A 22,662-nucleotide genomic window follows, 5' to 3' on the forward strand; every position below is an offset into this window, starting at 1 on the left:
GTATGAACAGCAGTACAACCATAAAGATCAATTTTCGTGGTGGAATTATTTCACCCGGCGATCTGTATAATATTTTAGTGGCTGCTACTAAAGCAGGCATTAAACATGTGAGTTTTGGTTTGCGTCAGCAATTGCTTATTAGTGTAAGTGTTGAAAACAGGCAATCATTGCTGAGCGAACTGGATCTGATCGATATTGCATACGAAACAGGAAGTGTGCATTATCCAAACATTGTGAGTTCTTATCCTGCTGAAGAAATCTTCATCAACAATACCTGGTTGAGTGAAGGTGTGTACAAAGATATTTTTGATGGCATCGATTATCAGCCAACATTAAAAATAAATGTAAGCGACAGTAACCAGAGTTTCACGCCGATGCTTACCGGTAACATCAACTGGGTGGCTGCAAGTGAAGCTGCACATTTCTGGCATCTGTTTATTCGTTTCCCGAAAACAAATACCATTTACGAATGGAACCAGTTAGTATACACGAACGATGTTGCTAAAGTGTCGAAAGAAATTGAAGAGATCATCGCCAATCATCGTGACCGCTTTTTTGATAATGCAGAAGCGCAAGGTGAAACATTGATGAAACTGGTTCATACAGATCGTTATATTACCAAGCCTGTTGAAAAACCTGTGCAGTTGCCGTCATTCAACCTGCCTTATTACGAAGGCTTCAATAAATATAACAACACTAAGTACTGGATGGGTGTGTACCGTAGAGATGAATTGTTTAGTGTTGATTTCCTGAAAGAAGTATGTAAGCTTTGTTTGGAAACCAAGATCGGACAGCTATGTTCTACACCATGGAAGAGCATTATTGTAAAAGGGATTGACGAAAAGGATAAACGTAAATGGAGTTTGTTACTGGATAAATATCATCTCAATGTACGTCATGCAGCCAACGAATTAAACTTCCAGGTGGAAGATGATTGCAGTGAAGGATTAGCGTTGAAAAATTATCTCGTCAAACAATTGAACAATGAAGACATCCGAACATTCGGTCTTTGTATTGGTATTAAAACAAGAAACAAGAGTGAAGTGTTCAGTAGTATTTTGGTGAAACGTAAACCGCTGATCAAGTTATTCGGTTTTGAATTATTATATCTCTACGATATTCTTTGTGCCAACGATTTCAACCCCAATGCTCGTACAGGATTTGTGTTTAGCAGCAACAATCCAAAGTTTTTACTTTCAGAACAGTTGCGTCGTTCGGTAAATGCATTTTACCAGAACCGTGAAGGAAAGATGGCTATTGTTGAAAAGGTATTACCTGCAAAAAAAGAAGTGGAGAAGAAACCAGTTGCACAATATGTTCATCAATGTACTGATTGTTTAACTGTGTATGATGAATCGGTGGGCGAACCTGAAAGCAACATTGCAGCAGGTGTAAAATTCGAATCGTTGCCTGCAGATTATTGCTGCCCTTTATGCGATGCAGGGAAAGAAAGCTTTACAAGAATTGAAAAATCGAAACTGGGATTACAAGCCGTTTAATTCAGCATGTGCATTAAAATTGCGGAAGCACGTTTTCTGTGCATCATTTAATTGAATGCTGAACACAGTTAAATGATCGAGCATAAACTTCATGCTGTGCCGTGTTAATGAACCGTTTTGCAGCATGTCGAAAATAGTTGCCAATCCTTTTGCAGTATAAATAGCACACAATGGCTCAGGTTCATGATCGTTCATAAACACATACGCATCATAGCCGGGATTTTGTTTATACGCAGCAGAAAGCTCTTTGATCAATATTGGTTCCATCAGCGGCATATCACAGGCAAACGCAAACAGATCTTCAGTATTGAATTGCAGATGAGCACTTAGCACGCCAAGCAATGGCCCGTGCAATTGTAAAGAAGCTGCATCAACAAAAAGATCATCTGCTGCAAACACTTCTGCATAATCATTCAGCTGTTGCCGATTCACCGAAAGTTTTACAGGAATACCCAGTATGCTGAGTTTGTCAACAGCCGTTTGCGCCCATGTGTTTGCTTCAAGTTTCAGCAAGCCTTTATCGCTGCCCATCCTTGTGCTTTGTCCGCCGCATAAAATAATTCCGATCATAACAACTAAAGTGAACTTTGATGATGTGGTTTTGTATCAGCATGTCCAAGGCTTTTACCCGGACTTACAATATCTCTCACCACCTGTTTCAATTCTTTGATCTCAGGAAAGCCGCCATAGGTTTTACGGTTGAAGATCTCTTTGCCATCAATAGAAATATGAAAATCGCCGCTTACTTCACTTGGTTGCAGTGTAACGCCTTTTAATTCGTTTTCAAAGGTTGTGAGTAACTCCTGTGCAATGTAAGCAGAACGCAACAGCCAATGACATTTGGGGCAGTATTCAATGGTAATAACGGGTTTCATGTGTTGAACTTGATTGTTAAGGATAAAAGAGCGTTATAAAATTACTGTTATTTTAGTCTGTTAAAAATTATTCTTTGCGGCAAAAGCAAAGCTGGCAGACGTTTGCAAATACTGTAATTTTAGGTATGCTTTCAATCAGCCATTTATATGTGTATCCCATTAAATCATTGGGTGGAATTGAACTCCGCTCGGCACGTTTAACCGACAGAGGGCTTGAACACGACCGGCGATGGATGTTGGTGGGTGATGACAATCGTTTTTTAACACAACGGGAGTTTCCGCAGATGGCGCTGTTGCGTACAGCCATTCATGCAAATGAATTAACCGTTTATGAAAAGGGAAATGAAGCTGACAAGATCAGCCTTACCTTGTATCCAACGGGCAGCGAATTGACCGCTGTACAAATTTGGGATGATGTGTGTGATGCAATTGAGATCAGCACTGAAGCGAATGAGTGGTTTTCAAAAAAGCTGAACATGTCCTGTAAGTTGATGTATATGCCCGATGTAAGTAAACGAAGAGTGGATGCCGGTTATGCGCTGAATATGGAGATCACCGGTTTCGCTGATGCATATCCGTTATTAATGATCGGGCAGGCATCGCTGGATGATTTGAACAACCGTTTAGAAAGTCCTGTACCGATGAATCGCTTTCGTCCGAACATTGTGTTCACAGGTGGAGCTGCATTTGAAGAGGACACGATGAAACATTTTCAGATCAACGGAATTGATTTGTATGCGGTAAAACCCTGTGCAAGATGCGTGGTAACAACCACCGACCAGGAAACCGGCATTACTTCAAAGGAACCGTTGAAAACATTAGCATCGTACAGAACAGGAAATAACAAAGTGTATTTCGGACAGAATATTTTATACAAGAACGAGGGAATGATTAAAGTGGGAGATGAGTTGAAGGTTGTGCAGGTAAAAGAAGCGTTGCAGTTGAACGCCTGATCATCTCTTAAATAAAAAGAAGAATATGTTGATCGACAAATATAATCGTGTACATAATTATTTGCGGATATCGTTAACCGATAACTGCAACCTGCGATGCTTTTATTGCATGCCGGAAGAGGATTATGAGTTTACGAAGCAAGCAAATCTGATGCAAGCCGATGAGATTGAATCGCTGGCAAAAACATTTGTACAACTCGGCGTCAATAAGATCCGCTTAACAGGCGGTGAACCATTGGTACGGAAAGATGCAGCAGATATTATTCTTCGTTTGGCAAAGTTGCCGGTTAAACTTACGCTCACCACAAACGGGACAAGATTGCATGAGTTTGTTGATGTGCTGGAAGAAGCCGGTGTGCGTTCACTCAACATCAGTCTCGATACATTACAAGCTGCCACTTTTCAGCATCTTACACGAAGAGATCAGTTTCAAAAAGTGATGGAGAATATTCAGCTGCTCATCAACCGCAACTTTCACGTAAAAGTAAATGTGGTGGTGATGAAAGGTTTGAATGATGGCGAGATCAATGATTTTATTACGTGGACAAAAGACACACCTGTGCATGTTCGCTTCATTGAATTTATGCCCTTCAGCGGTAACCAATGGACAAGCAACCAGGTATTTACCTGGCAAGAGATATTACAGGTAGTTGATCAACAATATTCTTTTCTTCCGTTGAAAAATGAAGAACATGATACTGCGAAAGGTTATATCGTTCCCGGTCATACAGGAACATTTTCTGTCATCAGTACCATGAGTGCGCCTTTCTGCAGCAGTTGCAACCGCATGCGTTTAACCGCAGATGGTAAAATGAAAAACTGTTTGTTCGCTGAAAAGGAAATGGACTTATTAACTGCATTACGAAGTGGGCAAGATGTAACCGAACTCATCCAACAAAATATTGCTGATAAAGCAAAAGAACTCGGCGGACAATTCACTGCCGACTTTGAACACATCAATGCAGAAACGATTCATAACCGGAGTATGATCGGCATTGGAGGATGAGGAGAAAGTGGGAAGTTCAGGGTTGAAAGTACAAAGTACGAAGCTAGAAGTACGCCACGTCAGACGCCCTCGTCGGACGGGATAGCAGAAAGTAGAACCCCAAAAGCATAACATAAAAGCTGTAAGGTAATTGTAAGATGTGTTTTCCTTATACCTTTCACCCCAAACCATTCACCTAACTAAAATGATCTCTGTAACAGAAGCAAAACAAATTATTTCATCAAATGTAACAGCATTAAACCCTGTTACGGTTTCCCTGTTACAGGCAAGAGCGAAAATATTGGCAGCCGATGTATTTGCAACCGTTGATATTCCTGCATTTCCGCAATCGGCGATGGATGGTTATGCATTTGCATTTGATGATCTGCAAAAAGAATTGATCATCGAAGGAGAAATGGCTGCAGGAAGCTCATCATCTGTTGAAGTGGCAGCCGGTAAAGCTATCCGCATTTTTACAGGAGCGTCTGTTCCTGCAGGAGCCGATACGGTGGTGATGCAGGAAAAAGTAAGAACAGAAAATGGCATCTTAATTATTGAAGATGATAAACTGCAACGCAACAGCAATGTTCGTTCCGTTGGCTCCGAAATAAAAGCCGGTGAACTGGCTTTGCCGAAAGGAAGTGTGCTTACCGCTGCTGCAATTGGTTTTTTAGCAGGGATCGGTATTACAGAAGTATCTGTTATTCCTGATCCGGTTATCAGCATCATCCTTACCGGCAACGAATTACAAGAGCCGGGCAAAGCATTGGCGTACGGGCAAGTTTATGAATCAAACTCATACAGTTTAACGACTGCCTTGGCATCGCTGCATCTTCCGGTTCATCAAATTTATAAGGCAGAAGATGATCCCGAAGTGTTAACGGCAATATTGCAACAGGCGTTGAATGAAAGTGATCTGGTATTACTCACCGGTGGTGTAAGTGTGGGCGATTACGATTTTGTATTGAAGGCTGCATCTGCTTGTGGAGTAAAACAGCAATTTCATAAAATCAAACAACGGCCCGGAAAACCATTGTTCTTTGGTTCGAAAGCGAACAAGCTGGTGTTTGGTTTACCTGGCAATCCTTCGTCGGTACTCACCTGTTTTTATGAATACGTAACCGAAGCATTGGCTCTTCAAACAAAACGTCCACTACAATTAAAGACCGTGCAAACAGTTCTGGCGAAAGATTGCATCAAGCCACCGGGACTTACACAGTTTCAGAAAGCATATTACAACGGCGAATCGGTGTTGCCCTTAACTGCACAGGAATCGTACAAATTAAATTCCTTTGCAACAGCCAATTGTTTATTGGTGCTGAATGGGGAGAAAGAAGAGTACAAAACAAACGATACCGTCACTGTTCATCTTTTACCTGTTTAACTGCAATGGACTTTATTTACCTGTTTTATATTCTTTTATTTCTTGTTGCATTTTTATATGCTTCAGTCGGGCATGGTGGCGCCAGCGGTTACCTGGCACTGATGGCCATTTTCAGTATAGCACCTGAAGTAATGAAACCAACAGCGTTGTTGCTGAATTTATTTGTATCGCTTACATCGTTTATCCAGTTTTATCGGGGTGGTTTTTTTAAATGGAATGTCTTTTGGCCATTTGCTTTACTATCGGTTCCAATGGCCTATTTTGGTGGCAAGGTTGGTATTGATGCGGATGTTTATAAGAAAATTCTTGGTCTGCTTTTATTGATACCGGTTGCAAGATTTCTTTTCTTCAGTAATATTCAGGTAGATGAACCGAAGAAAGTAAATGCGGGGTTAGCTGTCGTAATTGGAGCAGCAATTGGTTTTCTCTCCGGACTTATCGGAATAGGAGGAGGAATTATTCTCTCGCCAATACTTTTAATGTTAAAGTGGGCAGACATGAAACAGGCGGCAGCAATAAGCGCTTTGTTCATTTTCGTCAACTCACTTTCAGGTTTGGCTGGACAATTAACAAAAGGTATTCAATTTACAACGGATATGTATCTCTATGTAGTCATAGCTTTTGCGGGAGGACTGGCCGGTGCTTATTTCGGTTCGGTTAAGTTGAAACAGGGGATGCTGAAATATATGCTGGCAACGGTATTATTAATTGCTGCGGTAAAACTATTGGTAACCTGAGTTGGTTTATTTTTGCTGCTTAATACAACAATGATGCGTGTGGAGGTTTTATTTTTTGGAAAGCTGGTTGAAATTGCAGGCGCTTCGCTTACAATAGATAATGTGAAAACAACCGATGAGTTGTTGGAGCAATTACGTTTGCAATATCCATTGCTTGCTGCAGAAAAATATATGATTGCAGTTGATAAAAAAGCGATCTCAACAAATACTTCTTTGGCTGATAATTGCTCGGTTGCTTTATTACCTCCTTTCTCCGGCGGATAAAACATGAACAACGACAGACTATACGAACGTTATCAACGCCAACTGATCCTGAAAGGATTTGGTGCCGAAGCACAACAGAAACTGTTGTCGGCATCTGTATTGGTAATTGGCGCAGGTGGGTTGGGTTGTCCGGTGTTGCAATATCTTGTTGCGGCCGGTGTAGGTAGTATTGGTATTGTAGATGATGATGTAGTGTCGCTTTCAAACCTGCATCGTCAGGTGTTGTACAATGTGCAAATGATTGGCAGGCCGAAAGTTGATTGTGCTGTTGAAGTATTGCAACAGCTGAATCCGCAAGTGAAGTTTACTGTTTACAATGAACGTTTGACAAATAAAAATGCAGTAAGTATTCTTTCTGCATTTGATTTGATCGTCGATGGCTCCGATAATTTCGCTACACGTTATTTAGTGAATGATGCCTGTGTATTATTGAATAAGCCATTGGTCTATGGTGCTATTTCACAATACGAAGGACAGGTGACTGTGTTTAATGTACAACAAAACAATGAACTCTCAGCCAATTACCGTGATCTGTTTCCGCATCCGCCAAAAGAAGGCGAAGTATTGAACTGTGCTGAAGCGGGTGTACTGGGTGTATTGCCCGGTATCATCGGCAGTATGATGGCGAATGAAACCATTAAACGCATTACAGGCACAGGATTGTTGCTGGCAAATAAATTATTTACCTATAACACACTCAACAATCAAACCTATGAATTTGAATTGAGCAAACGTTCAGAAACAGCATCACTCATTCCTGCAACAATAGAAGTATTGCAAGAAACGGATTATGATTGGTTGTGCAGCACTGCTACACTTGCAAACGAAATTGACGCAACTGCATTTAATGAAATGATTGCTCAAGGCAAAGCTGCTATTGTTGATGTGCGGGAAAAAGATGAACTGCCTGTTGTAACAGAATTCAGTCATATGCAGATTTCGTTAAGCCAATTGCAGCAACATACCTCGTGGTTAACAGAAGATACGATTGTTGTATTTTGTTTATCAGGCAAGCGAAGTGCTGCAGCGGCTAAACAGTTGACTGAATTATTTGGCAGCTCAAAAAAGATCTATAGTTTAAAAGGCGGTATTCAGCAATGGGTGCAGCAAAAAAATAAACCGTGTAATGGAACGTAAACCCAAGAATATATTTACGCAAGGAGCTATTGATCCTGCCTTTATTGCTGACAGTATTGCCAAGCATAGTTCAAAAACGAATATTGGCGGACATAGCATTTTCTTAGGGCAGGTGAGGGCAGATGTAATTGATGAGAAGAAAGTAACAGCCATTGAATATACGACTTACGAAGAACTGGCATTAGAAAAGATGCATGTCATTCGTGAAGAGACGTTTGCTAAATATGAACTCACCTGTATGCATATTCATCACAGTTTGGGTACAGTGGCAGCAGGAGAAATCTGTTTGTTTGTGTTTACATCCTCCGCACATCGCCGTGCAGCCATTGATGCCTGCAACGAAGTAGTGGAACGCATTAAAACAGAATTACCGGTTTGGGGAAAGGAATTATTCGAAGATGAAACGCATCAATGGAAAGTAAATCAATAAACAATGGTCGACATTACGCATAAATCAACAACCTTACGCCAGGCAATTGCCACAGCATTACTTACTGTTTCTAAACAGGAAACCATTGCTGCTATTCAAAACAAAACCGTTCCCAAAGGCGACGTTTTTGAATTTTCACGTGCAGCCGGCTTGTTGGCCATCAAAAAAACAAGTGATGTGATTCCTGATTGTCATCCGTTGCCGGTTGAGTTTGCTTCCATCAAACATTCAATCGATGGTTTAAGTATTTTGATTTCAGTTGAAGTGCATACCATTTATAAAACAGGAGTGGAAGTAGAAGCAATGCATGGCGCAGCTATCACTGCACTAACCATGTACGACATGTTGAAGCCCTTGGATAAAGGCGTTGAAATATCTTCCATCAAACTCGAAAGTAAGAAAGGTGGTAAAACAGATTTCAAAGATGAACTGAAAGAAAGCATCCGCACTGCAGTAATTGTTTGTTCCGATTCTGTTGCAGCAGGTACAAAAGAAGACCGCAGCGGCAAAGCTATTCTCCAAAAATTAGAACAACATCAACTTAAAGCATCAGTGTATGAAATTATCCCTGATGAGTTTGATGTGATTCAAGCCAAAGCAAAAAAATACAGCGAAGAAAACTATAATCTCATTTTATTTACAGGCGGCACCGGGCTTTCACCCAGAGATATTACGCCCGATGCTATTCAACCATTACTCGATAGGGAAATTCCCGGTATGATGGAAGCTGCCCGCAGCTATGGTCAACAACGTACACCGTATGCGATGTTATCGAGAGGTGTTGCAGGTTTTATCGGTAACTCACTCGTAATTACATTACCCGGCTCAACAAAAGGAGCAGAAGAAACCATGGATGCATTGTTCCCTTATGTGTTGCATTTATTTCGGGTGGCGAAGGGAATGCGGCACGATGAGAAGTAAAAACCAAACGAATTCTGCTTAATTCAGATTGCGATATTCATTCGGCGATTGCCCGACACGTTGTTTAAACAGTCGTGTAAAATGCTGCGGATATTTGAATCCTAACTCATACGCTATTTCACTTACTGATTTACTCCGGTCGAAGATCCGTTCTTTCGCAACATCGATCATTTTTGATTGAATGTACTCCTGTGCCGTTTTACCGGTTTCTTTTTTAATAAGGTCGCCAAAATAGTTGGCTGATAAATTCAATTCACCTGCACAATAAGCTACAGAAGGCAAACCGACTGTTTGTGGTTTGTCTGATTGAAAATAGTCATTTAATAAATTCTCAAATTTTTCGAGGATGCCTTTATGCGGATTGTCACGTGTAATAAATTGGCGGTCGTAGAAACGAATACAATAATCTAAAAACAATTCAATATTCGATACGATCAATCGCTTACTGTGTTTGTCGATGGCTTGCTCCAATTCAAATTCAATTTTTGAAAAACAATCGAGAATAATTTTTCGTTCACGTTCTGATAAATGCAATGCTTCGTTCGATTGATAACCAAAAAAACTATAATCCTGTATATGCCTGCCAAGCGAAGTGCCATGTATCAGATCAGGATGAAAAACCAATGCATGTCCTTTTGGTTGATACGTTTCGCCATTATTGTTTACACCTGCAACCTGTCCCGGCGCAAGAAAAACCAATGTGCCTTCCTGGTAATCGTAGGTATGACGGCCATACACTAAGTCGCCACATTTTACATCTTTCAAAAAGATGGTGTAGAATCCAAAGTACATGCGTGAACCCTGGCGTGGAGCCGCTTTTGATAAGTCAACCACACTCACCAGCGGATGTCTGGTTTCGTTGTTGTTGAAAACATTGTAATCGTTAATGGTTTCAAATCTGCGCATCTCATTCATAGCAAAATATTTTACTCTATCAAAGCTACAGCTTTCCTCATCTGTTACCCAACCCTCAAGGCCAAAACAGTAATCTTGGTAGGTAAAACAGTAATCTGTATAACGTAAGGGTGGTTTATTAAAGTCACCTTTGTAAAACAAAAGGATGGGTATGAAAAAGCGAACATTAGGAAAGAGCGGGTTAGAAGTTTCCGCATTAGGTTTAGGCTGCATGGGATTAACTTTTGGTTATGGCCCTGCAACAAATGAGAAAGATGCAGTTGCACTTATTCAAAAAGCAGTGGAATTGGGTGTAACATTTTTTGATACGGCAGAAGCGTACAGTCAAGGTGCCAATGAAGCATTGTTGGGAAAAGCACTAAATCCATATCGCAATGATGTAGTGATCGCTACCAAATTTGGTTTCAAGGATGGTGATTCAACAAAAGGTTTAGATAGTCATCCTGCAAGAATAAGAACAGTAGTAGAAGCTTCGTTGAAACATTTGCAAACAGATGTGATCGATCTGTTGTATCAGCACAGAGTTGATCCGCTAGTGCCGATTGAAGATGTAGCCGGTACAGTAAAAGACTTGATTGCAGAAGGCAAAGTGAAACATTTTGGGTTGAGTGAAGCCGGTGTGCAAACTATTCGGAGAGCACATGCCATTCAACCTGTAACTGCGCTGCAAAGCGAATACTCCATGTGGTGGAGAGAACCTGAAGCAGAGATTTTGTCAACACTTGAAGAACTGGGTATTGGCTTTGTACCATTCAGTCCGTTGGGTAAAGGATTTTTAACAGGAGCCATTAATGAAACCACGCAATTTGATAAAACTGATTTCAGAAATATTGTACCACGCTTTTCAGAAGAAAACAGGAAGTCAAATCAGTTGGTTGTAGAAGCAATTGGAAAGATTGCGAAAGAAAAAAATGCAACCAATGCACAGATTGCTTTAGCGTGGGTATTGGCACAGAAGCCGTTTATAGTACCCATTCCAGGAACAACAAAATTGCATCGTCTTGAAGAAAACATGGGAGCAGTTTCCATTGAATTATCATCAGCTGAGTTGCAGGAAATAGAAACTGTATTGGCTGAAATAAATGTACAAGGAGCAAGGTATCCTCAGAAATTGCAGAACCTCGTTGGTAAATAATTTTTCTACTGTTCAATACTATTAATTGAGGTGAAATTGAATTCCGGATATATCGTAACATTCATGATCGCTTTTGTTTTTCTTTCTGGCTGTGCAACAGCTCAGCAGGAATTGAAAGACAAGAATGTGTTGATCGTTTATCTATCCCGAACAAAAAACACGAAGGCAGTTGCAGAGATCATCCACAAAAATACCGGTGGCACTTTAGTTGAATTAGTACTTGCCAATCCTTATCCCGAAGATTACAAAACAATAGTAGAGCAGGTGGCAAAAGAAAATGCAACAGGATTTCTGCCGCCTTTGAAAACAAAGATTGACAACATCGGGCAATACGATATTGTGTTCATTGGGTTTCCTACATGGGGAATGCAATTGCCACCACCCATGAAAACTTTCTTAAAGCAATATGATCTGAGTGGAAAAACAGTGATTCCTTTTAATACAAATGCAGGCTATGGTGTGGGAAGTGGTTTTGAAACTTTAAAGACATTATGTACGGGCTGTAGCGTGCTGAACGGGTTTTCAACAAAAGGAGGGATAGAAAGAGACGGGGTTTTATTTGTAATGCTGGGAGAAAAAGAAAAGCAGGTGGAAATTGAAGTAAAGAAGTGGTTACAAAAAGCGGCAAAAGCTTTCTAATTTTAAATGCCTTACATTAAATAATGATAGAGAATAAATCAACAACAATTCCGAATCGTAAACATTTAAATACAACAATATGAAATTAACGATGCTTGGCTTTTGTTTTTTGTTAGCAACTGTACAATGCAGCACTGCGCAACAAACAATCGGTAATCCTTCTGCAACAGAGCAGGAGATCATTAACCTCTCAAAGCAGAAATGGCTTTGGATGTCAGATAAAAATACAGATACGCTTGCCTCGCTCTTTCATGCGAAATCGATGTTTGTGCATATGGGCGGAAGCTGGGGAAAGGAACAGGAGATCAACGTGATCAAAAGCGGTGGCATCTGGTATAAGAAAGCAGAAGTTTACTCAGCCTCTGTGAACATTATTGGCAATACAGCCATCCTGTTAAACGACATCGACTTAGTGGCTGTTGTTGGCGGAAACGAAGTGGTCAATCCGTTTATGGTTACGGAAGTATATATCAAAGAAAATGGGAAATGGACGATGGGTTCACTTACGTTTTCAAAGTTGATGAGGCCGGTTAAATTGAACGATACTAATAAATAGCATTTTTGAAGCAATATTTTAAACCCGAAAGTGCTAAAAAGATAAATCGTTAAACCAATAAAAAAGTAGCTATATGAAACTGTCAATTGCAGGAATGTATTTTTTACTAATAAGCTTAACGATAGGCTGTTCATCACAAAAGAACAGTTCGTCCTCTGCCAACAACGCCAGTTCGCAGCAGGAAATTATCAGCCTCTCGAAAGAGAAATGGCAGTGGATGGCAGATAAGAATGTAGATAAGCTGGCCACCCTCTTTCACGATCAATCAAAATTTGTGCATATGAGTGGAACCTGAAAAAGGCCGAGGAACTGGAGATCATTAAAACAGGAAGCATCTGGTACAAAAAAGCAGATGTGCACGACGTTGCAGTAGAAATTGTTGATGACGTTGCCACTGTTTGGAACCGCATTACGCTGACCGCTATGGTTCGCAACACCGATGCTGTAACTGAATTTACAGTTACTGAAGTATACAAAAAGCAACAAGGCAATTGGAAGTTATTGGCGCTAACATTCAGCAGCGTTCGGGATACACATCAAATTAAACATTAGTTGTATCGAACATAAAAAAGAAAGTTGTATGGGTACAATAAAGTTTTTCGCAGTTCTGATATTGTTTGCATCTTGTTTTATTATAGTAAATGCTCAGCAATCGATGCATACAAACGAAAGCTTATATAAGAAACAGCAAAGCATTGTTCTCATTTCAGCATTTACAGCCAAAGGAGATCAGCTGCAATTGCATAAAGCATTGAATGATGGATTAGATGCCGGTTTAACGGTGAATGATGTGAAAGAAGTTTTGGTGCAGTTATATGCTTACGCCGGATTTCCACGCAGCTTAAATGCACTCAACAGTTTTATGAGTGTATTGAAAGAACGTAAACAAAAAGGCATCAATGATGTGCAGGGCAAAGAACCCAAGCCATTGCCAACAAATCAAAGCAAGCTTCAATTCGGTACCGAAATGCAAACCAAACTTGTTGGGCAACCTGTAAAGGGTGAAGTGTATACGTTTGCACCCGCCATTGATCAGTTTTTAAAAGAGCATTTGTTTGGCGATATTTTTGGGCGGGATAATATCGACTGGAAAACAAGAGAGATCGCTACTATTGCTGCGTTGGCCGGATTGGGTGGCGCAGAAAATCAGTTACGTTCTCATTTCAATGTAGGCATCTATAACGGATTGACCGAGCAGCAACTTGTTGACTTAGTTTCCATCATTCACACAAAAGTCTCTACAAAAGATGGCATTGCTGCAAATGAAGTATTAAAGACTGTGTTGAAACAAAATCCAACTGCAATACCTATTCATGAAACAAATAACAACAAGTTGCCTGCACACATTTTCCCGACAGGAGATAAGATCACAAATAATAATTTCACGGGCACTGCTTATCTGCAACCGCTTGTTGCCAGCGATAGTCTTAATCAAACATCAGTAGGTAATGTAACGTTTGAACCCGGGGCAAGAACAAACTGGCATTATCATCCGGGAGGACAAATTTTATTGGTGATCGATGGAGTAGGGTATTACCAGGAGAAAGGAAGTCCAAAAAAGATCCTGCGTAAAGGTGATACTGTAAAGTGTCCGCCAAATGTTGTTCATTGGCATGGCGCAAGTGTTGACTCCGCATTTGTTCAGGTTGCCATTACCAACACGCAAAAAAGCGCTGTCGTTTGGTTGAAGCCGGTGACGGACGAAGAGTACAGAAGCAATAACAAATAGCAATTCTTTTTACACTGTTCCCGCTAATCTCCACAAAACAGTCATTCATATAATTGTCGTTGGTTTTACGTTTTTATATTTTGAGAATAACTAACTTCCCTAAAAGTATTCCATTATGGCAGCTATCAATTTGAATGTAAATGGTAAAACGCTATCGGTTGATGTTGATCCGGCAACACCTTTGTTATGGGTGCTGCGTGATCATTTAAATCTGGTTGGTACAAAATTCGGTTGCGGAATGGCACAATGTGGTGCATGTACTGTCCATTTAAACGGTAACGCCGTACGTTCCTGTTCATTACCGGTTTCATCTGTAAAAAATAATGCAATTGTTACCATTGAAGGGTTAAGCGAAAAGGGTGATCATCCGTTGCAGCAGGCATGGGAAGAACTTGATGTGTCGCAGTGTGGTTATTGCCAGGCGGGCCAGATCATGAGTGCGGCTGCCTTGTTAAAACGCAATCCAAAACCAACCGATCAGGACATTGACAATGCGATGTCGGGAAATATCTGCAGATGCGGAACACATGTCCGCATTCGCAAAGCAATACATTTAGCAGCCAAAACACAAAGCAAAAAATAATTATGGCAACAACACATTCAAGAAGAAATTTTCTGAAAGTATCTGCTTTATCAGGTGGTGGTATGCTCATCAGTTTTAGTTTGCTCAACCTGCCGGCAGAAGCAAAGGCGTTGGAAGAAATGATCTTTACGCCGAATGCTTACATCACAATTGCTGCGGATGGTTCCATTGTATTATTAGCACCAAACCCCGAAATTGGTCAGGGTGTAAAAACATCGTTGCCAATGATCATTGCAGAAGAACTGGGTGTTGATTGGAAAAAAATAAAAGTTGAATTGGCACCATTACATAGTAAAATGGGCCGACAAACTGCAGGTGGCAGCGGATCAGTAAGAGGACGATTTACAGAGTTGCGTACTGTGGGAGCAACCGCACGTGAAATGTTGACGACTGCTGCGGCGCAACAATGGAATGTTCCTGTAACGGAGTGTACCGTTGAAAATGGAGAAGTGATACATAAAGCAAGTGGAAAAAAATTGAGTTATGCATCGTTAGCATCTGCAGCTGCGAAATTGGAAGTACCTGCTAAACCAACATTAAAAGATCCGAAAGAATTTAAGTTGATCGGCACAAGAGTGAAAGATGTAGATGCACATAAAATTGTAACCGGTCAGCCGTTGTTTGGCATTGATACAAGAAGAGAAGGAATGTTGTTCGCTATGGTAAGCCGTGCGCCTGCTTATGGAAAAACATTGGGCGACGTAAACGATGCAGCTGCATTGAAAATTGAAGGCGTAAAAAAAGTAGTGAAGATCAAGAATGCAGTGGCTGTGCTTGCAACATCAACATGGGCTGCAAAAAAAGGAAGAGATGCATTGGTGATTCAATGGAATGCAAGTGAAAAGCTGGAGAACAGTGCCGAACATTTTGAAACGTTTAAAAAGGCACTTGAAAAACCTGCGCCAACAGAACCCGCCAGGAATGATGGAGATGTTGAAGCAGCAAAACAAGGTGCTGCAAAAATTCTTGATGTTACATACGAAATACCAACACTGTCGCACGGACAAATGGAGCCGCTTAATTTTTATGCGAATGTGAAAGATGGTAAAGTGGAATTGTTTGGTCCAACACAAGTGCCCGGTGCTGTAAGAACAGAAGTATCAAAACAATTAGGTATAGCTGAAGAAAATATCACCATTTCATCGCCCCGACAAGGCGGAGGTTTTGGCAGAAAGTTAATGACTGATAATGGAGTGGAAGCTGCGTTGATCTCAGCTGCAGCACAAAGTCCTGTGCAAGTACAATGGACTCGTGAAGATGATATGCAGAATGATTTTTATCGTCCTGCAGAAATGTGGCGTTACCGTGCAGCACTTTCATCCGATAACTTATTATCATGGCATCAATCAGGCATTGGTATTGGTCGGGGTGTGCGTGGCGACAGTTATGTGGCTGGTGCAATTGCAAACTATCGTGCCGAAGGGCAAGGCTTTACCAGCAATACGCCAACAGGTTGGTGGAGAGCGCCCGGTGCAAATACATTGGCCTATGTTGCTGAAAGTTTTATGGATGAAGTTTGCACTGCATTGAAAAAAGATCCGATAGCATTCCGTTTAGAGTTGTTGAAAAAAGCAAAAGAGCAAACTGTTGGAAAAATTAATTACGATCCGGAGAAATACAAAAGTGTAATTGATCTTGTTGCGAAGATGAGTAAGTGGGGTTCAAAAACACCCGGCTTATTCAGAGGTTTCTCCACCTGGTTTTCGTTTGGTTCTTATGTAGCGCAGGTGGTGGATGTGCAAATGGTGGATGGACAACCGAAGGTGAAGAAAGTGTATTGTGCAGTAAACTGCGGTCGTGTAATTAATTTGAGCGGTGCAGAAAACCAGGTGCAGGGTTCCATTGTAGATGGCATCAGTCATGCCATGTTCCCGAAAGTTACGTTTGTGAATGGCGCTGTGGCAGAAACAAATTTTCATACTTATAAGTTTTTACGCATGAAAGATGCGCCAACGGAAATAGACGTGCAATTTGTAGAATCGGATGAAGCGCCAACCGGTTTAGGTGAACCGGCGTTGCCGCCTATAGCGGCAGCACTTGCCAATGCAATCTTTGCCGCAACAGGAAAGCGATTACGTAAGCTTCCTTTTGCTGAGCAGTTGGCTTAGATAGGCCTTCATTACTTTACGTTGATTTGCATCAATTACTGATTCGATTGTTCACCGGACAATCGAATCAGTAATTATGGTAGGTAAATCCGTAATCTGTATACCATTCAAACAGAAAAACTTAGGAATTTTAGTGCGTGTATGCAATCACGATACTTCAGCCTGTCTTTTATAACCGGGATGAACTGTTTGATTGCGTTTCAACAAATCAATTTTCAAGAACGAACTTAAAAAAAGGTTGTATGTTATTCTTACTTAGAAAACAACCTGCAAAAAAGTAACTAACTTTCATAAAAGTATTTCGCTATGCCAGTAATCAGTTTAAACGTAAACGGTAAATCTGTTTCAATTGATGTGGATCCTGCAACACCTGTACTCTGGGTGTTGAGAGAGCATTTAAATTTAGTTGGAACCAAATACGGATGCGGCGTTGCACAATGCGGTGCCTGCACCATCATGCTCGACAATGTTGCTGTACGTTCTTGTATGTTGCCCGTTTCAGCAGTTTCAAAAAAATCGATCACCACCATTGAAGGATTGAGTGAAAACGGCGATCATCCTGTACAGAAAGCATGGATAGAACAGGATGTGGCGCAGTGCGGCTATTGTCAAACGGGGCAAATCATGACAGCCGCTGCGTTATTGAAAAGCAATCCCAATCCAACCGATGCACAGATTGAAGCGTCTATGAGTGGGAATATTTGCAGGTGCGGAACTTACCTGCGTATTAAAGAGGCTATTAAAACGGCAGCGAAACAAAAGTAAGATGAGTTGAACCTGGTATTCAATAAAATTTTTCAAGCTTCCTTTCAATGAAATATGTATTAGTTTTTTTGATTTTCACATACAGTAACGTCTTTGCGCAATCAAAAGACATGATGATTCGTATATCCGAAATTGAAATAGATTCAAACTATCTGAAAGAATATAATTCAATCCTTAAGGAAGAATCCAGGGCTTCAGTTCAACTGGAACCAGGCGTTATTGCTATTTATCCTATGTATCAAAAGGCGAATCCAACGCAGGTGCGGATTTTAGAAATATATGCAAATCGGGAAGCTTATGAGGCACATTTAAAGACAGCTCATTTCCTAAAGTATAAAACAAGTACGCTTAAAATGGTAAAGTCGTTGAAACTTGTTGACATGAACAATATCGATTCAGAAACGATGGTTGACATATTTCGAAAATTAAAAAAGTAAAATATACTTAACAGAAGGTCTGCTGAATTTTAAATTTTTAAAGTCATCAACAATGGAAAAGTTCAAAACCGATTATAACAGAAGAGCATTTTTAAAATCATCCTTTCTTGCAGGTGGTGGTCTCATGATCAGTTTCAGCGGATTGGCAGAGTTCAGTCTCGAGGATAAAATAAATCCGGCCGATCTACCTGCTGACTGGCATGAGTTAACAGGTTATATCAAAATAACATCCGATAACATCATTAAAATATTCAATCCCAATCCTGAGTTTGGACAAAATGTGATGACCACATTACCAATGATCGTAGCGGAAGAGTTGGATGTAGATTGGAAAAAAGTAGTGGTAGAAATGGGGCCACACGACAATACAAAACTTGGTCCGCAATTTACCGGCGGCAGTAATTCCGTTCGCATGTATTGGAAACCTTTGCGTGATGCAGGTGCAGCAGCACGAAGTATGTTGCTGACAGCAGCAGCGCAAACATGGAATGTTCCTGTTGAAGAACTTACAACCAAAGCAGGAATGATCTATCACGAGAAAACAGGTAAGTCAGGAACCTATGGTGAGTTCGCATCCAAAGCGGCAGGTATTCCTATTCCAAAAGATGTGAAGCTGAAAGATGTAAAGAATTTTACTGTTGTACGAAACTCACAAAAGAATGTAGAAGGGCAGAAGATCGTAACAGGTAAGCCGCTGTTTGGATTAGATTATACACAGGAAGGAACATTGATCGCCATGATCGAACATCCGCCTGCATTCGGTATGAAAGTAAAATCGTTTGATGCAAGTGAAACATTGAAAATGCCGGGCATCAAAGATGTGTTTACATTGAAGTTGTATGAAGATGGATATGAGCAGGCCGGTTTCGATACACGTACGTTCAACGATCTGCTGGTAGTTGTTGGTAAAACAACATGGGAAGTAATGAATGCCCGTAAAAAATTGAAAGTAAGCTGGGAACCGAAAGGCGATACAAAAGATACAATGGCAGGCAGAGGCGGAAAGAGAGAAGTTGTTGTGCCGGGTGCATTGGAAAGTACAGCCACGCATCTTGCAAAAATGAAAGAATATGCAAGCAAGCCTGCGCAACTGTTACGAAAAGATGGTGATCCTGAAACAGCATTTAAAAATGCAGCGAAGGTGATTGAACGCACTTACAACGCACCGTTCTTAGCGCACAATTGTATGGAGCCGATGAATTGCTTTGCGCATGTTACAGATGAGAAAGCATTGATCGTTGGGCCGCACCAGGCTGCCGGTTGGATTGAACCGACCTTATCAAAAGCGTTGAATCTGCCGGCTGATAAAATTGAAATTCAGATCACCCGCATGGGTGGTGGTTTTGGTTTAAGAGCATATGGACATACGTTTACAGAAGCAGCACTCATTTCCCGAAAAGTAAAAGCGCCTGTGAAATTGGTGTACAGCAGAGAAGATGATATGACCTATGGCATTTATCGCCCGATGTACACAGCCACTTACCGTGCAGCGTTTGATGCAAATAAAAATTTAATTGCGTTTCATGTAAAAGGTGGCGGTATTCCTGAACATCCCATTCATGCAAACAGGTTTCCTGCAGGTGCAGTTGATAATTATTTAGCTGAAGGTTGGGAAATACCTTCTAACATAACGATTGGTGCATTCAGAGCACCACGTTCTAATTTTAATGCAGCTGCCGAGCAATCGTTCTTAGATGAAGTAGCAGAAGTGATGGGAAAAGATCCGATTGAATTCAGATTGGAATTATTGAAACGGGCAAAAGAAAATCCTGTTGGTAAAAACAATGAGTATGATGCAGACAGATATGCAGAAGTGTTGAAACTGGTGAAAGAAAAATCGGGTTGGGGTAGTGCAGCAAACAAACAATACAGTCGTGGTGTGGCTGCTTATTTCTGTCACAATTCTTATGCGGCACATGTGGTTGATATTGTAAAGAAAGACGGACAACCATTTGTAGAACGGGTGACAAGTGCAGTTGACTGTGGCATTGTAATTAATCCTGATGCAGCTGCTAATATGGTGCAAGGCTGTGTTGTAGATGGAATAGGTAATGCATTGTATGGTGAACTCACCTTTAAAGAAGGCGTTCCTGAGAAGAATAATTTCACCCGTTACAGAATGATTCGTCATCGGGAAGCACCGAAAAAGATCGATGTGCATTTTGTACAGAACGATATCAATCCAACTGGGTTAGGTGAACCGCCTTTCCCGCCAATATTTGCAGCAGTTGCCAATGCATTGTATAAAAGTGAAAAGAAGCGTTTTTACAATCAGCCTTTTTCAAATGATCTTCAAAAAAAATCATAACATTTTAAATCAGCAAACGGGCATTAGATTTGCAAGAATCATAAACGCAATTAAACAGACACATCATATGAAAATGATACTCGTAACTTTTTTCATCTCTACATTCGCTTTCACACTCTTTTCTTTCAATCAGACGTTTGATTTGAAAGCGAGTATTGCCCGTGGAGAAAAAGTTTATACAACACAATGTGCATCCTGCCATATGGTAGAAGGGGAGGGAATTGCAGAAGTGTTTCCGCCATTAGCAAAGTCGGATTACTTGAAAGATAAAAACAGATTGATCAAGGTGGTGTTGTTGGGTGTACGTGGACCAATGAAAGTAAACGGTGTACAATATAACAGCGAAATGCCAGGCGTTGCTTTATCGAATCAACAAGCGTCGGATGTATTAAATTTCATTCGTAATTCATGGGGGAATAAAGCTGCTCCAATACTTCCAACAGAGATCAAAGCAGGTTTAAAAGCACCATCAAAAGATTATACAAAGTATTAAGCCAGAAAATTATTTCGGCTTAAAATTCTTTTTGAACACAGGATGCTGAAAGAGATCAACGAAATTATCAATGCCTTTCAACTGGCGCAACAAAAGGGACATAAAACAGCTCTTGCAACTGTTGTGTATGTGGAAGGTTCGTCGTACCGGAGACCGGGTGCACGTATGTTGGTGGAAGAAGATGGAAGAATGACGGGTGCTATCAGCGGCGGCTGCCTGGAAGGAGATGCACTTCGCAAAGCATTGCTGGCTATTCATCAGCAACAAAACAAATTAGTTACTTACAATACATTGGATGAAGACGATGTTGCGTTTGGAGTTCAGTTAGGTTGCAATGGCATTGTGCATATTTTGTTTGAGCCCATTGATGCAAACGATGAAAACAACCCGATCGCATTGCTGGAACGGGCGCAGTTATACAGAAGAGAAACCGTTTTGGCTACCTTATTTTCATTACACAATTTTCATGGCCCTCAACCCGGTACTTGTTTTTTTCTGGATGCAGAAAGCTCTTACAGCAAGATTGAAAATGCAGTACTGCAAACCATCGTTCAAGACGATGCAGCATCTGTACTCGAAGCCGGAACATCAGCTATAAAAGAATACACAGATTTTGAATTAACTGCCTTTATCGAATTATTGCAACCACCCATTTCATTGATCATTGTAGGTGCAGGAAACGACGCTTTTCCCTTGGTAGAAATGACGAAGGTGCTGGGCTGGCAGATAACCGTTGCCGACGGGCGAGCCACCCATGCAAATACGCAACGCTTTCCCAACGTGCATCAATTGATCACCGGAAAACCTGCCGATGTGTTCCAACAACTTGTACCGGATGAATGGACAGTATTTTTGTTAATGACGCACAACTACAAGTATGATCTGGCAATGATGAAATTATTATTGCCCATCAATTGCAGATACATTGGTACACTCGGGCCAAAGAAACGTTTGGAGCGCATGTTCGATGAGTTAAAAGAAGAAGGTATTACGGTAACCGGTGAACAACAAAACAAGATCTTTGGACCAATTGGTCTTGATATAGGAGCAGAAGCAGCCGAAGAAATTGCATTGTCCGTATTGGCAGAAATCAAAGCGGTGTTTGCTGATCGCAACGGAAGTTTTCTGCGTAACCGATCTGCGGGTATTCATAGCCGTAATGAATTGAACATACAGAACAGTGTCATTAATGGCAGTTGATAACCATCCCATAAATAGTAGTATCATTATTTTAGCTGCAGGCGAATCATCACGCCTTGGTTCTCCCAAACAATTATTGCCCTATGCCGGCAAAAATTTGCTGCAACACAGCATTGATGTAGCACGGGCATCTGCGGTTGAAACAATCACGGTTATGCTGGGAGCTAATGCTGATCTGATTCAATCCTCAATCAGCGATACAGCGATCAAAATCATTGTCCATAACGAATGGAAAGAAGGCATGGCATCAACCATTCGTTTCGGATTAAATACGCTCACTTCTATATATCCACAAACAGAAGCTGTTATTTTTATGGTCGCCGATCAACCATTTACAACAGCAGAGTTGCTGGATCAATTGCTTGATGCACATCGTACAAATGGAAGTAAAATTGTTGCTGCTAAATACCTGGATACATTTGGTACGCCGGTATTGTTTCATAAAACGTTTTTCCGGGAGCTCTTACAACTAAAAGGTGATGTTGGTGCAAAGAGCCTGGTGCGGAAATACTTGCACGAAACAGCATTTGTTCCCTTTCCCAAGGGACATATTGATATTGACACGATTGATGATTACAACAATCTTTCGCTCCAATAATCGTAAGGATC

26 protein-coding genes are annotated in these 22,662 nt (G+C 40.9%); 23 read left to right on the forward strand and 3 right to left on the reverse strand.

All coding sequences use genetic code 11. The features are described from left to right. The first annotated feature begins 2 nt into the window (after positions 1-2). A complete protein-coding gene (locus WG989_RS15955) occupies positions 3-1,499 on the forward strand; it encodes a rubredoxin (protein WP_340430913.1) in 1,497 nt (498 codons plus the stop codon). Here the strand turns inward: WG989_RS15955 and mobA are convergent. Both mobA and WG989_RS15965 read right to left on the reverse strand, forming a co-directional pair. Further along, complete coding sequence (mobA, locus tag WG989_RS15960; RefSeq protein ID WP_340430915.1) at positions 1,485-2,069, reverse strand: molybdenum cofactor guanylyltransferase; 585 nt, start codon at positions 2,067-2,069, stop codon at positions 1,485-1,487. The genes WG989_RS15955 and mobA overlap by 15 nt on opposite strands. Positions 2,070-2,074: 5 nt before the next feature. Further along, entirely contained in the window at positions 2,075-2,374 is a 300-nt protein-coding gene (locus WG989_RS15965) for an Rdx family protein (protein WP_129129099.1), read from the reverse strand. 125 nt (positions 2,375-2,499) lie between these two features. On the opposite strand from WG989_RS15965, the gene WG989_RS15970 reads away from it, so the two are divergent. The 8 genes from WG989_RS15970 to moaCB all read left to right on the forward strand — a co-directional run bounded on the left by WG989_RS15970 (position 2,500) and on the right by moaCB (position 9,185). After that, positions 2,500-3,327: an MOSC domain-containing protein gene (locus tag WG989_RS15970; RefSeq protein WP_340430921.1), complete on the forward strand. Its 828-nt coding sequence runs from the start codon at positions 2,500-2,502 to the stop codon at positions 3,325-3,327. A gap of 25 nt (positions 3,328-3,352) precedes the next feature. Next, positions 3,353-4,333, forward strand: coding sequence for a GTP 3',8-cyclase MoaA (moaA, locus tag WG989_RS15975; RefSeq protein ID WP_340430922.1), 981 nt, complete (start codon positions 3,353-3,355; stop codon positions 4,331-4,333). A gap of 184 nt (positions 4,334-4,517) precedes the next feature. Next, positions 4,518-5,696, forward strand: a complete 1,179-nt coding sequence (locus WG989_RS15980; protein ID WP_340430923.1) for a molybdopterin molybdotransferase MoeA — start codon at positions 4,518-4,520, stop codon at positions 5,694-5,696. A gap of 5 nt (positions 5,697-5,701) precedes the next feature. Next, positions 5,702-6,433 carry a sulfite exporter TauE/SafE family protein gene (locus WG989_RS15985; RefSeq protein ID WP_340430926.1) on the forward strand — a complete coding sequence of 244 codons (732 nt, stop codon included), beginning with the start codon at positions 5,702-5,704 and terminating at the stop codon, positions 6,431-6,433. 39 nt (positions 6,434-6,472) lie between these two features. Further along, positions 6,473-6,697 (forward strand): MoaD/ThiS family protein, encoded by a 225-nt coding sequence (locus WG989_RS15990; RefSeq protein ID WP_340430928.1) that lies wholly within the window; start codon positions 6,473-6,475, stop codon positions 6,695-6,697. Positions 6,698-6,700: 3 nt separating this feature from the next. Further along, positions 6,701-7,834, forward strand: coding sequence for a molybdopterin-synthase adenylyltransferase MoeB (gene moeB / locus WG989_RS15995; protein WP_340430930.1), 1,134 nt, complete (start codon positions 6,701-6,703; stop codon positions 7,832-7,834). Further along, positions 7,824-8,264, forward strand: a complete 441-nt coding sequence (locus WG989_RS16000) for a molybdenum cofactor biosynthesis protein MoaE (RefSeq protein ID WP_340430932.1) — start codon at positions 7,824-7,826, stop codon at positions 8,262-8,264. Before moeB ends, WG989_RS16000 begins: the two co-directional genes overlap by 11 nt. Positions 8,265-8,267: 3 nt before the next feature. Beyond that, positions 8,268-9,185: a bifunctional molybdenum cofactor biosynthesis protein MoaC/MoaB gene (gene moaCB / locus WG989_RS16005; RefSeq protein WP_340430934.1), complete on the forward strand. Its 918-nt coding sequence runs from the start codon at positions 8,268-8,270 to the stop codon at positions 9,183-9,185. An 18-nt stretch (positions 9,186-9,203) separates the two neighbouring features. Here the strand turns inward: moaCB and WG989_RS16010 are convergent, their stop codons facing one another. Then, entirely contained in the window at positions 9,204-10,100 is an 897-nt protein-coding gene (locus WG989_RS16010; RefSeq protein ID WP_340430936.1) for a helix-turn-helix domain-containing protein, read from the reverse strand. Positions 10,101-10,251: 151 nt separating this feature from the next. Here WG989_RS16010 and WG989_RS16015 point away from each other — a divergent pair, with 151 nt between their 5' ends. The 14 genes from WG989_RS16015 to WG989_RS16080 all read left to right on the forward strand — a co-directional run bounded on the left by WG989_RS16015 (position 10,252) and on the right by WG989_RS16080 (position 22,651). Continuing rightward, a complete protein-coding gene (locus WG989_RS16015; protein ID WP_340430938.1) occupies positions 10,252-11,235 on the forward strand; it encodes an aldo/keto reductase in 984 nt (327 codons plus the stop codon). A gap of 30 nt (positions 11,236-11,265) precedes the next feature. Continuing rightward, positions 11,266-11,874, forward strand: a complete 609-nt coding sequence (locus WG989_RS16020) for a flavodoxin family protein (protein WP_340430940.1) — start codon at positions 11,266-11,268, stop codon at positions 11,872-11,874. 79 nt (positions 11,875-11,953) lie between these two features. Beyond that, positions 11,954-12,430: a nuclear transport factor 2 family protein gene (locus WG989_RS16025; protein WP_340430941.1), complete on the forward strand. Its 477-nt coding sequence runs from the start codon at positions 11,954-11,956 to the stop codon at positions 12,428-12,430. Between the two features lie 73 nt (positions 12,431-12,503). Beyond that, complete coding sequence (locus tag WG989_RS16030) at positions 12,504-12,725, forward strand: nuclear transport factor 2 family protein (protein WP_340430942.1); 222 nt, start codon at positions 12,504-12,506, stop codon at positions 12,723-12,725. Between the two features lie 59 nt (positions 12,726-12,784). Continuing rightward, positions 12,785-12,982: a DUF4440 domain-containing protein gene (locus WG989_RS16035; RefSeq protein ID WP_340430944.1), complete on the forward strand. Its 198-nt coding sequence runs from the start codon at positions 12,785-12,787 to the stop codon at positions 12,980-12,982. A 103-nt stretch (positions 12,983-13,085) separates the two neighbouring features. Beyond that, positions 13,086-14,159, forward strand: coding sequence for a carboxymuconolactone decarboxylase family protein (locus WG989_RS16040; protein ID WP_340430946.1), 1,074 nt, complete (start codon positions 13,086-13,088; stop codon positions 14,157-14,159). Positions 14,160-14,274: 115 nt separating this feature from the next. Beyond that, on the forward strand, positions 14,275-14,742 hold the full coding sequence (locus tag WG989_RS16045) for a (2Fe-2S)-binding protein (RefSeq protein ID WP_340430948.1): 468 nt from the start codon (positions 14,275-14,277) through the stop codon (positions 14,740-14,742). Positions 14,743-14,744: 2 nt separating this feature from the next. Beyond that, on the forward strand, positions 14,745-16,850 hold the full coding sequence (locus WG989_RS16050) for a xanthine dehydrogenase family protein molybdopterin-binding subunit (RefSeq protein ID WP_340430949.1): 2,106 nt from the start codon (positions 14,745-14,747) through the stop codon (positions 16,848-16,850). Between the two features lie 306 nt (positions 16,851-17,156). After that, positions 17,157-17,615 carry a (2Fe-2S)-binding protein gene (locus tag WG989_RS16055; RefSeq protein ID WP_340430950.1) on the forward strand — a complete coding sequence of 153 codons (459 nt, stop codon included), beginning with the start codon at positions 17,157-17,159 and terminating at the stop codon, positions 17,613-17,615. Positions 17,616-17,662: 47 nt separating this feature from the next. Continuing rightward, positions 17,663-18,052 (forward strand): putative quinol monooxygenase, encoded by a 390-nt coding sequence (locus WG989_RS16060; RefSeq protein ID WP_340430952.1) that lies wholly within the window; start codon positions 17,663-17,665, stop codon positions 18,050-18,052. 52 nt (positions 18,053-18,104) lie between these two features. Further along, positions 18,105-20,360, forward strand: coding sequence for a xanthine dehydrogenase family protein molybdopterin-binding subunit (locus WG989_RS16065; RefSeq protein ID WP_340430954.1), 2,256 nt, complete (start codon positions 18,105-18,107; stop codon positions 20,358-20,360). A 67-nt stretch (positions 20,361-20,427) separates the two neighbouring features. Then, entirely contained in the window at positions 20,428-20,853 is a 426-nt protein-coding gene (locus tag WG989_RS16070) for a c-type cytochrome (RefSeq protein WP_340430956.1), read from the forward strand. A gap of 42 nt (positions 20,854-20,895) precedes the next feature. Beyond that, a complete protein-coding gene (locus WG989_RS16075; RefSeq protein WP_340430958.1) occupies positions 20,896-22,053 on the forward strand; it encodes an XdhC family protein in 1,158 nt (385 codons plus the stop codon). Next, complete coding sequence (locus tag WG989_RS16080) at positions 22,043-22,651, forward strand: nucleotidyltransferase family protein (protein ID WP_340430960.1); 609 nt, start codon at positions 22,043-22,045, stop codon at positions 22,649-22,651. The genes WG989_RS16075 and WG989_RS16080 overlap by 11 nt, the downstream gene beginning before the upstream one ends. Positions 22,652-22,662 lie beyond the last annotated feature (11 nt).

The sequence above is a fragment of the Lacibacter sp. H407 genome (assembly GCF_037892605.1).
GTDB lineage: Bacteria > Bacteroidota > Bacteroidia > Chitinophagales > Chitinophagaceae > Lacibacter.

What these genes read in the sequence shown, in the direction of transcription:
- WG989_RS16030 (WP_340430942.1), top strand. Translation starts at nt 12,504, where the DNA reads ATGAAACTGTCAATTGCAGGAATGTATTTTTTACTAATAAGCTTAACG.
- moaA (WP_340430922.1), top strand. Translation starts at nt 3,353, where the DNA reads ATGTTGATCGACAAATATAATCGTGTACATAATTATTTGCGGATATCG.
- WG989_RS16045 (WP_340430948.1), top strand. Translation starts at nt 14,275, where the DNA reads ATGGCAGCTATCAATTTGAATGTAAATGGTAAAACGCTATCGGTTGAT.
- WG989_RS16065 (WP_340430954.1), top strand. Translation starts at nt 18,105, where the DNA reads ATGGAAAAGTTCAAAACCGATTATAACAGAAGAGCATTTTTAAAATCA.
- WG989_RS15965 (WP_129129099.1), bottom strand. Translation starts at nt 2,374, where the DNA reads ATGAAACCCGTTATTACCATTGAATACTGCCCCAAATGTCATTGGCTG.
- WG989_RS16015 (WP_340430938.1), top strand. Translation starts at nt 10,252, where the DNA reads ATGAAAAAGCGAACATTAGGAAAGAGCGGGTTAGAAGTTTCCGCATTA.
- moeB (WP_340430930.1), top strand. Translation starts at nt 6,701, where the DNA reads ATGAACAACGACAGACTATACGAACGTTATCAACGCCAACTGATCCTG.
- WG989_RS15970 (WP_340430921.1), top strand. Translation starts at nt 2,500, where the DNA reads ATGCTTTCAATCAGCCATTTATATGTGTATCCCATTAAATCATTGGGT.
- WG989_RS15980 (WP_340430923.1), top strand. Translation starts at nt 4,518, where the DNA reads ATGATCTCTGTAACAGAAGCAAAACAAATTATTTCATCAAATGTAACA.
- WG989_RS16000 (WP_340430932.1), top strand. Translation starts at nt 7,824, where the DNA reads ATGGAACGTAAACCCAAGAATATATTTACGCAAGGAGCTATTGATCCT.
- WG989_RS15985 (WP_340430926.1), top strand. Translation starts at nt 5,702, where the DNA reads ATGGACTTTATTTACCTGTTTTATATTCTTTTATTTCTTGTTGCATTT.
- WG989_RS16075 (WP_340430958.1), top strand. Translation starts at nt 20,896, where the DNA reads ATGCTGAAAGAGATCAACGAAATTATCAATGCCTTTCAACTGGCGCAA.
- WG989_RS16080 (WP_340430960.1), top strand. Translation starts at nt 22,043, where the DNA reads ATGGCAGTTGATAACCATCCCATAAATAGTAGTATCATTATTTTAGCT.
- WG989_RS16010 (WP_340430936.1), bottom strand. Translation starts at nt 10,100, where the DNA reads ATGAATGAGATGCGCAGATTTGAAACCATTAACGATTACAATGTTTTC.
- WG989_RS16055 (WP_340430950.1), top strand. Translation starts at nt 17,157, where the DNA reads ATGCCAGTAATCAGTTTAAACGTAAACGGTAAATCTGTTTCAATTGAT.
- WG989_RS16070 (WP_340430956.1), top strand. Translation starts at nt 20,428, where the DNA reads ATGAAAATGATACTCGTAACTTTTTTCATCTCTACATTCGCTTTCACA.
- mobA (WP_340430915.1), bottom strand. Translation starts at nt 2,069, where the DNA reads ATGATCGGAATTATTTTATGCGGCGGACAAAGCACAAGGATGGGCAGC.
- WG989_RS15955 (WP_340430913.1), top strand. Translation starts at nt 3, where the DNA reads ATGAACAGCAGTACAACCATAAAGATCAATTTTCGTGGTGGAATTATT.
- WG989_RS16040 (WP_340430946.1), top strand. Translation starts at nt 13,086, where the DNA reads ATGCATACAAACGAAAGCTTATATAAGAAACAGCAAAGCATTGTTCTC.
- WG989_RS16050 (WP_340430949.1), top strand. Translation starts at nt 14,745, where the DNA reads ATGGCAACAACACATTCAAGAAGAAATTTTCTGAAAGTATCTGCTTTA.
- WG989_RS16025 (WP_340430941.1), top strand. Translation starts at nt 11,954, where the DNA reads ATGAAATTAACGATGCTTGGCTTTTGTTTTTTGTTAGCAACTGTACAA.
- WG989_RS16060 (WP_340430952.1), top strand. Translation starts at nt 17,663, where the DNA reads ATGAAATATGTATTAGTTTTTTTGATTTTCACATACAGTAACGTCTTT.
- moaCB (WP_340430934.1), top strand. Translation starts at nt 8,268, where the DNA reads ATGGTCGACATTACGCATAAATCAACAACCTTACGCCAGGCAATTGCC.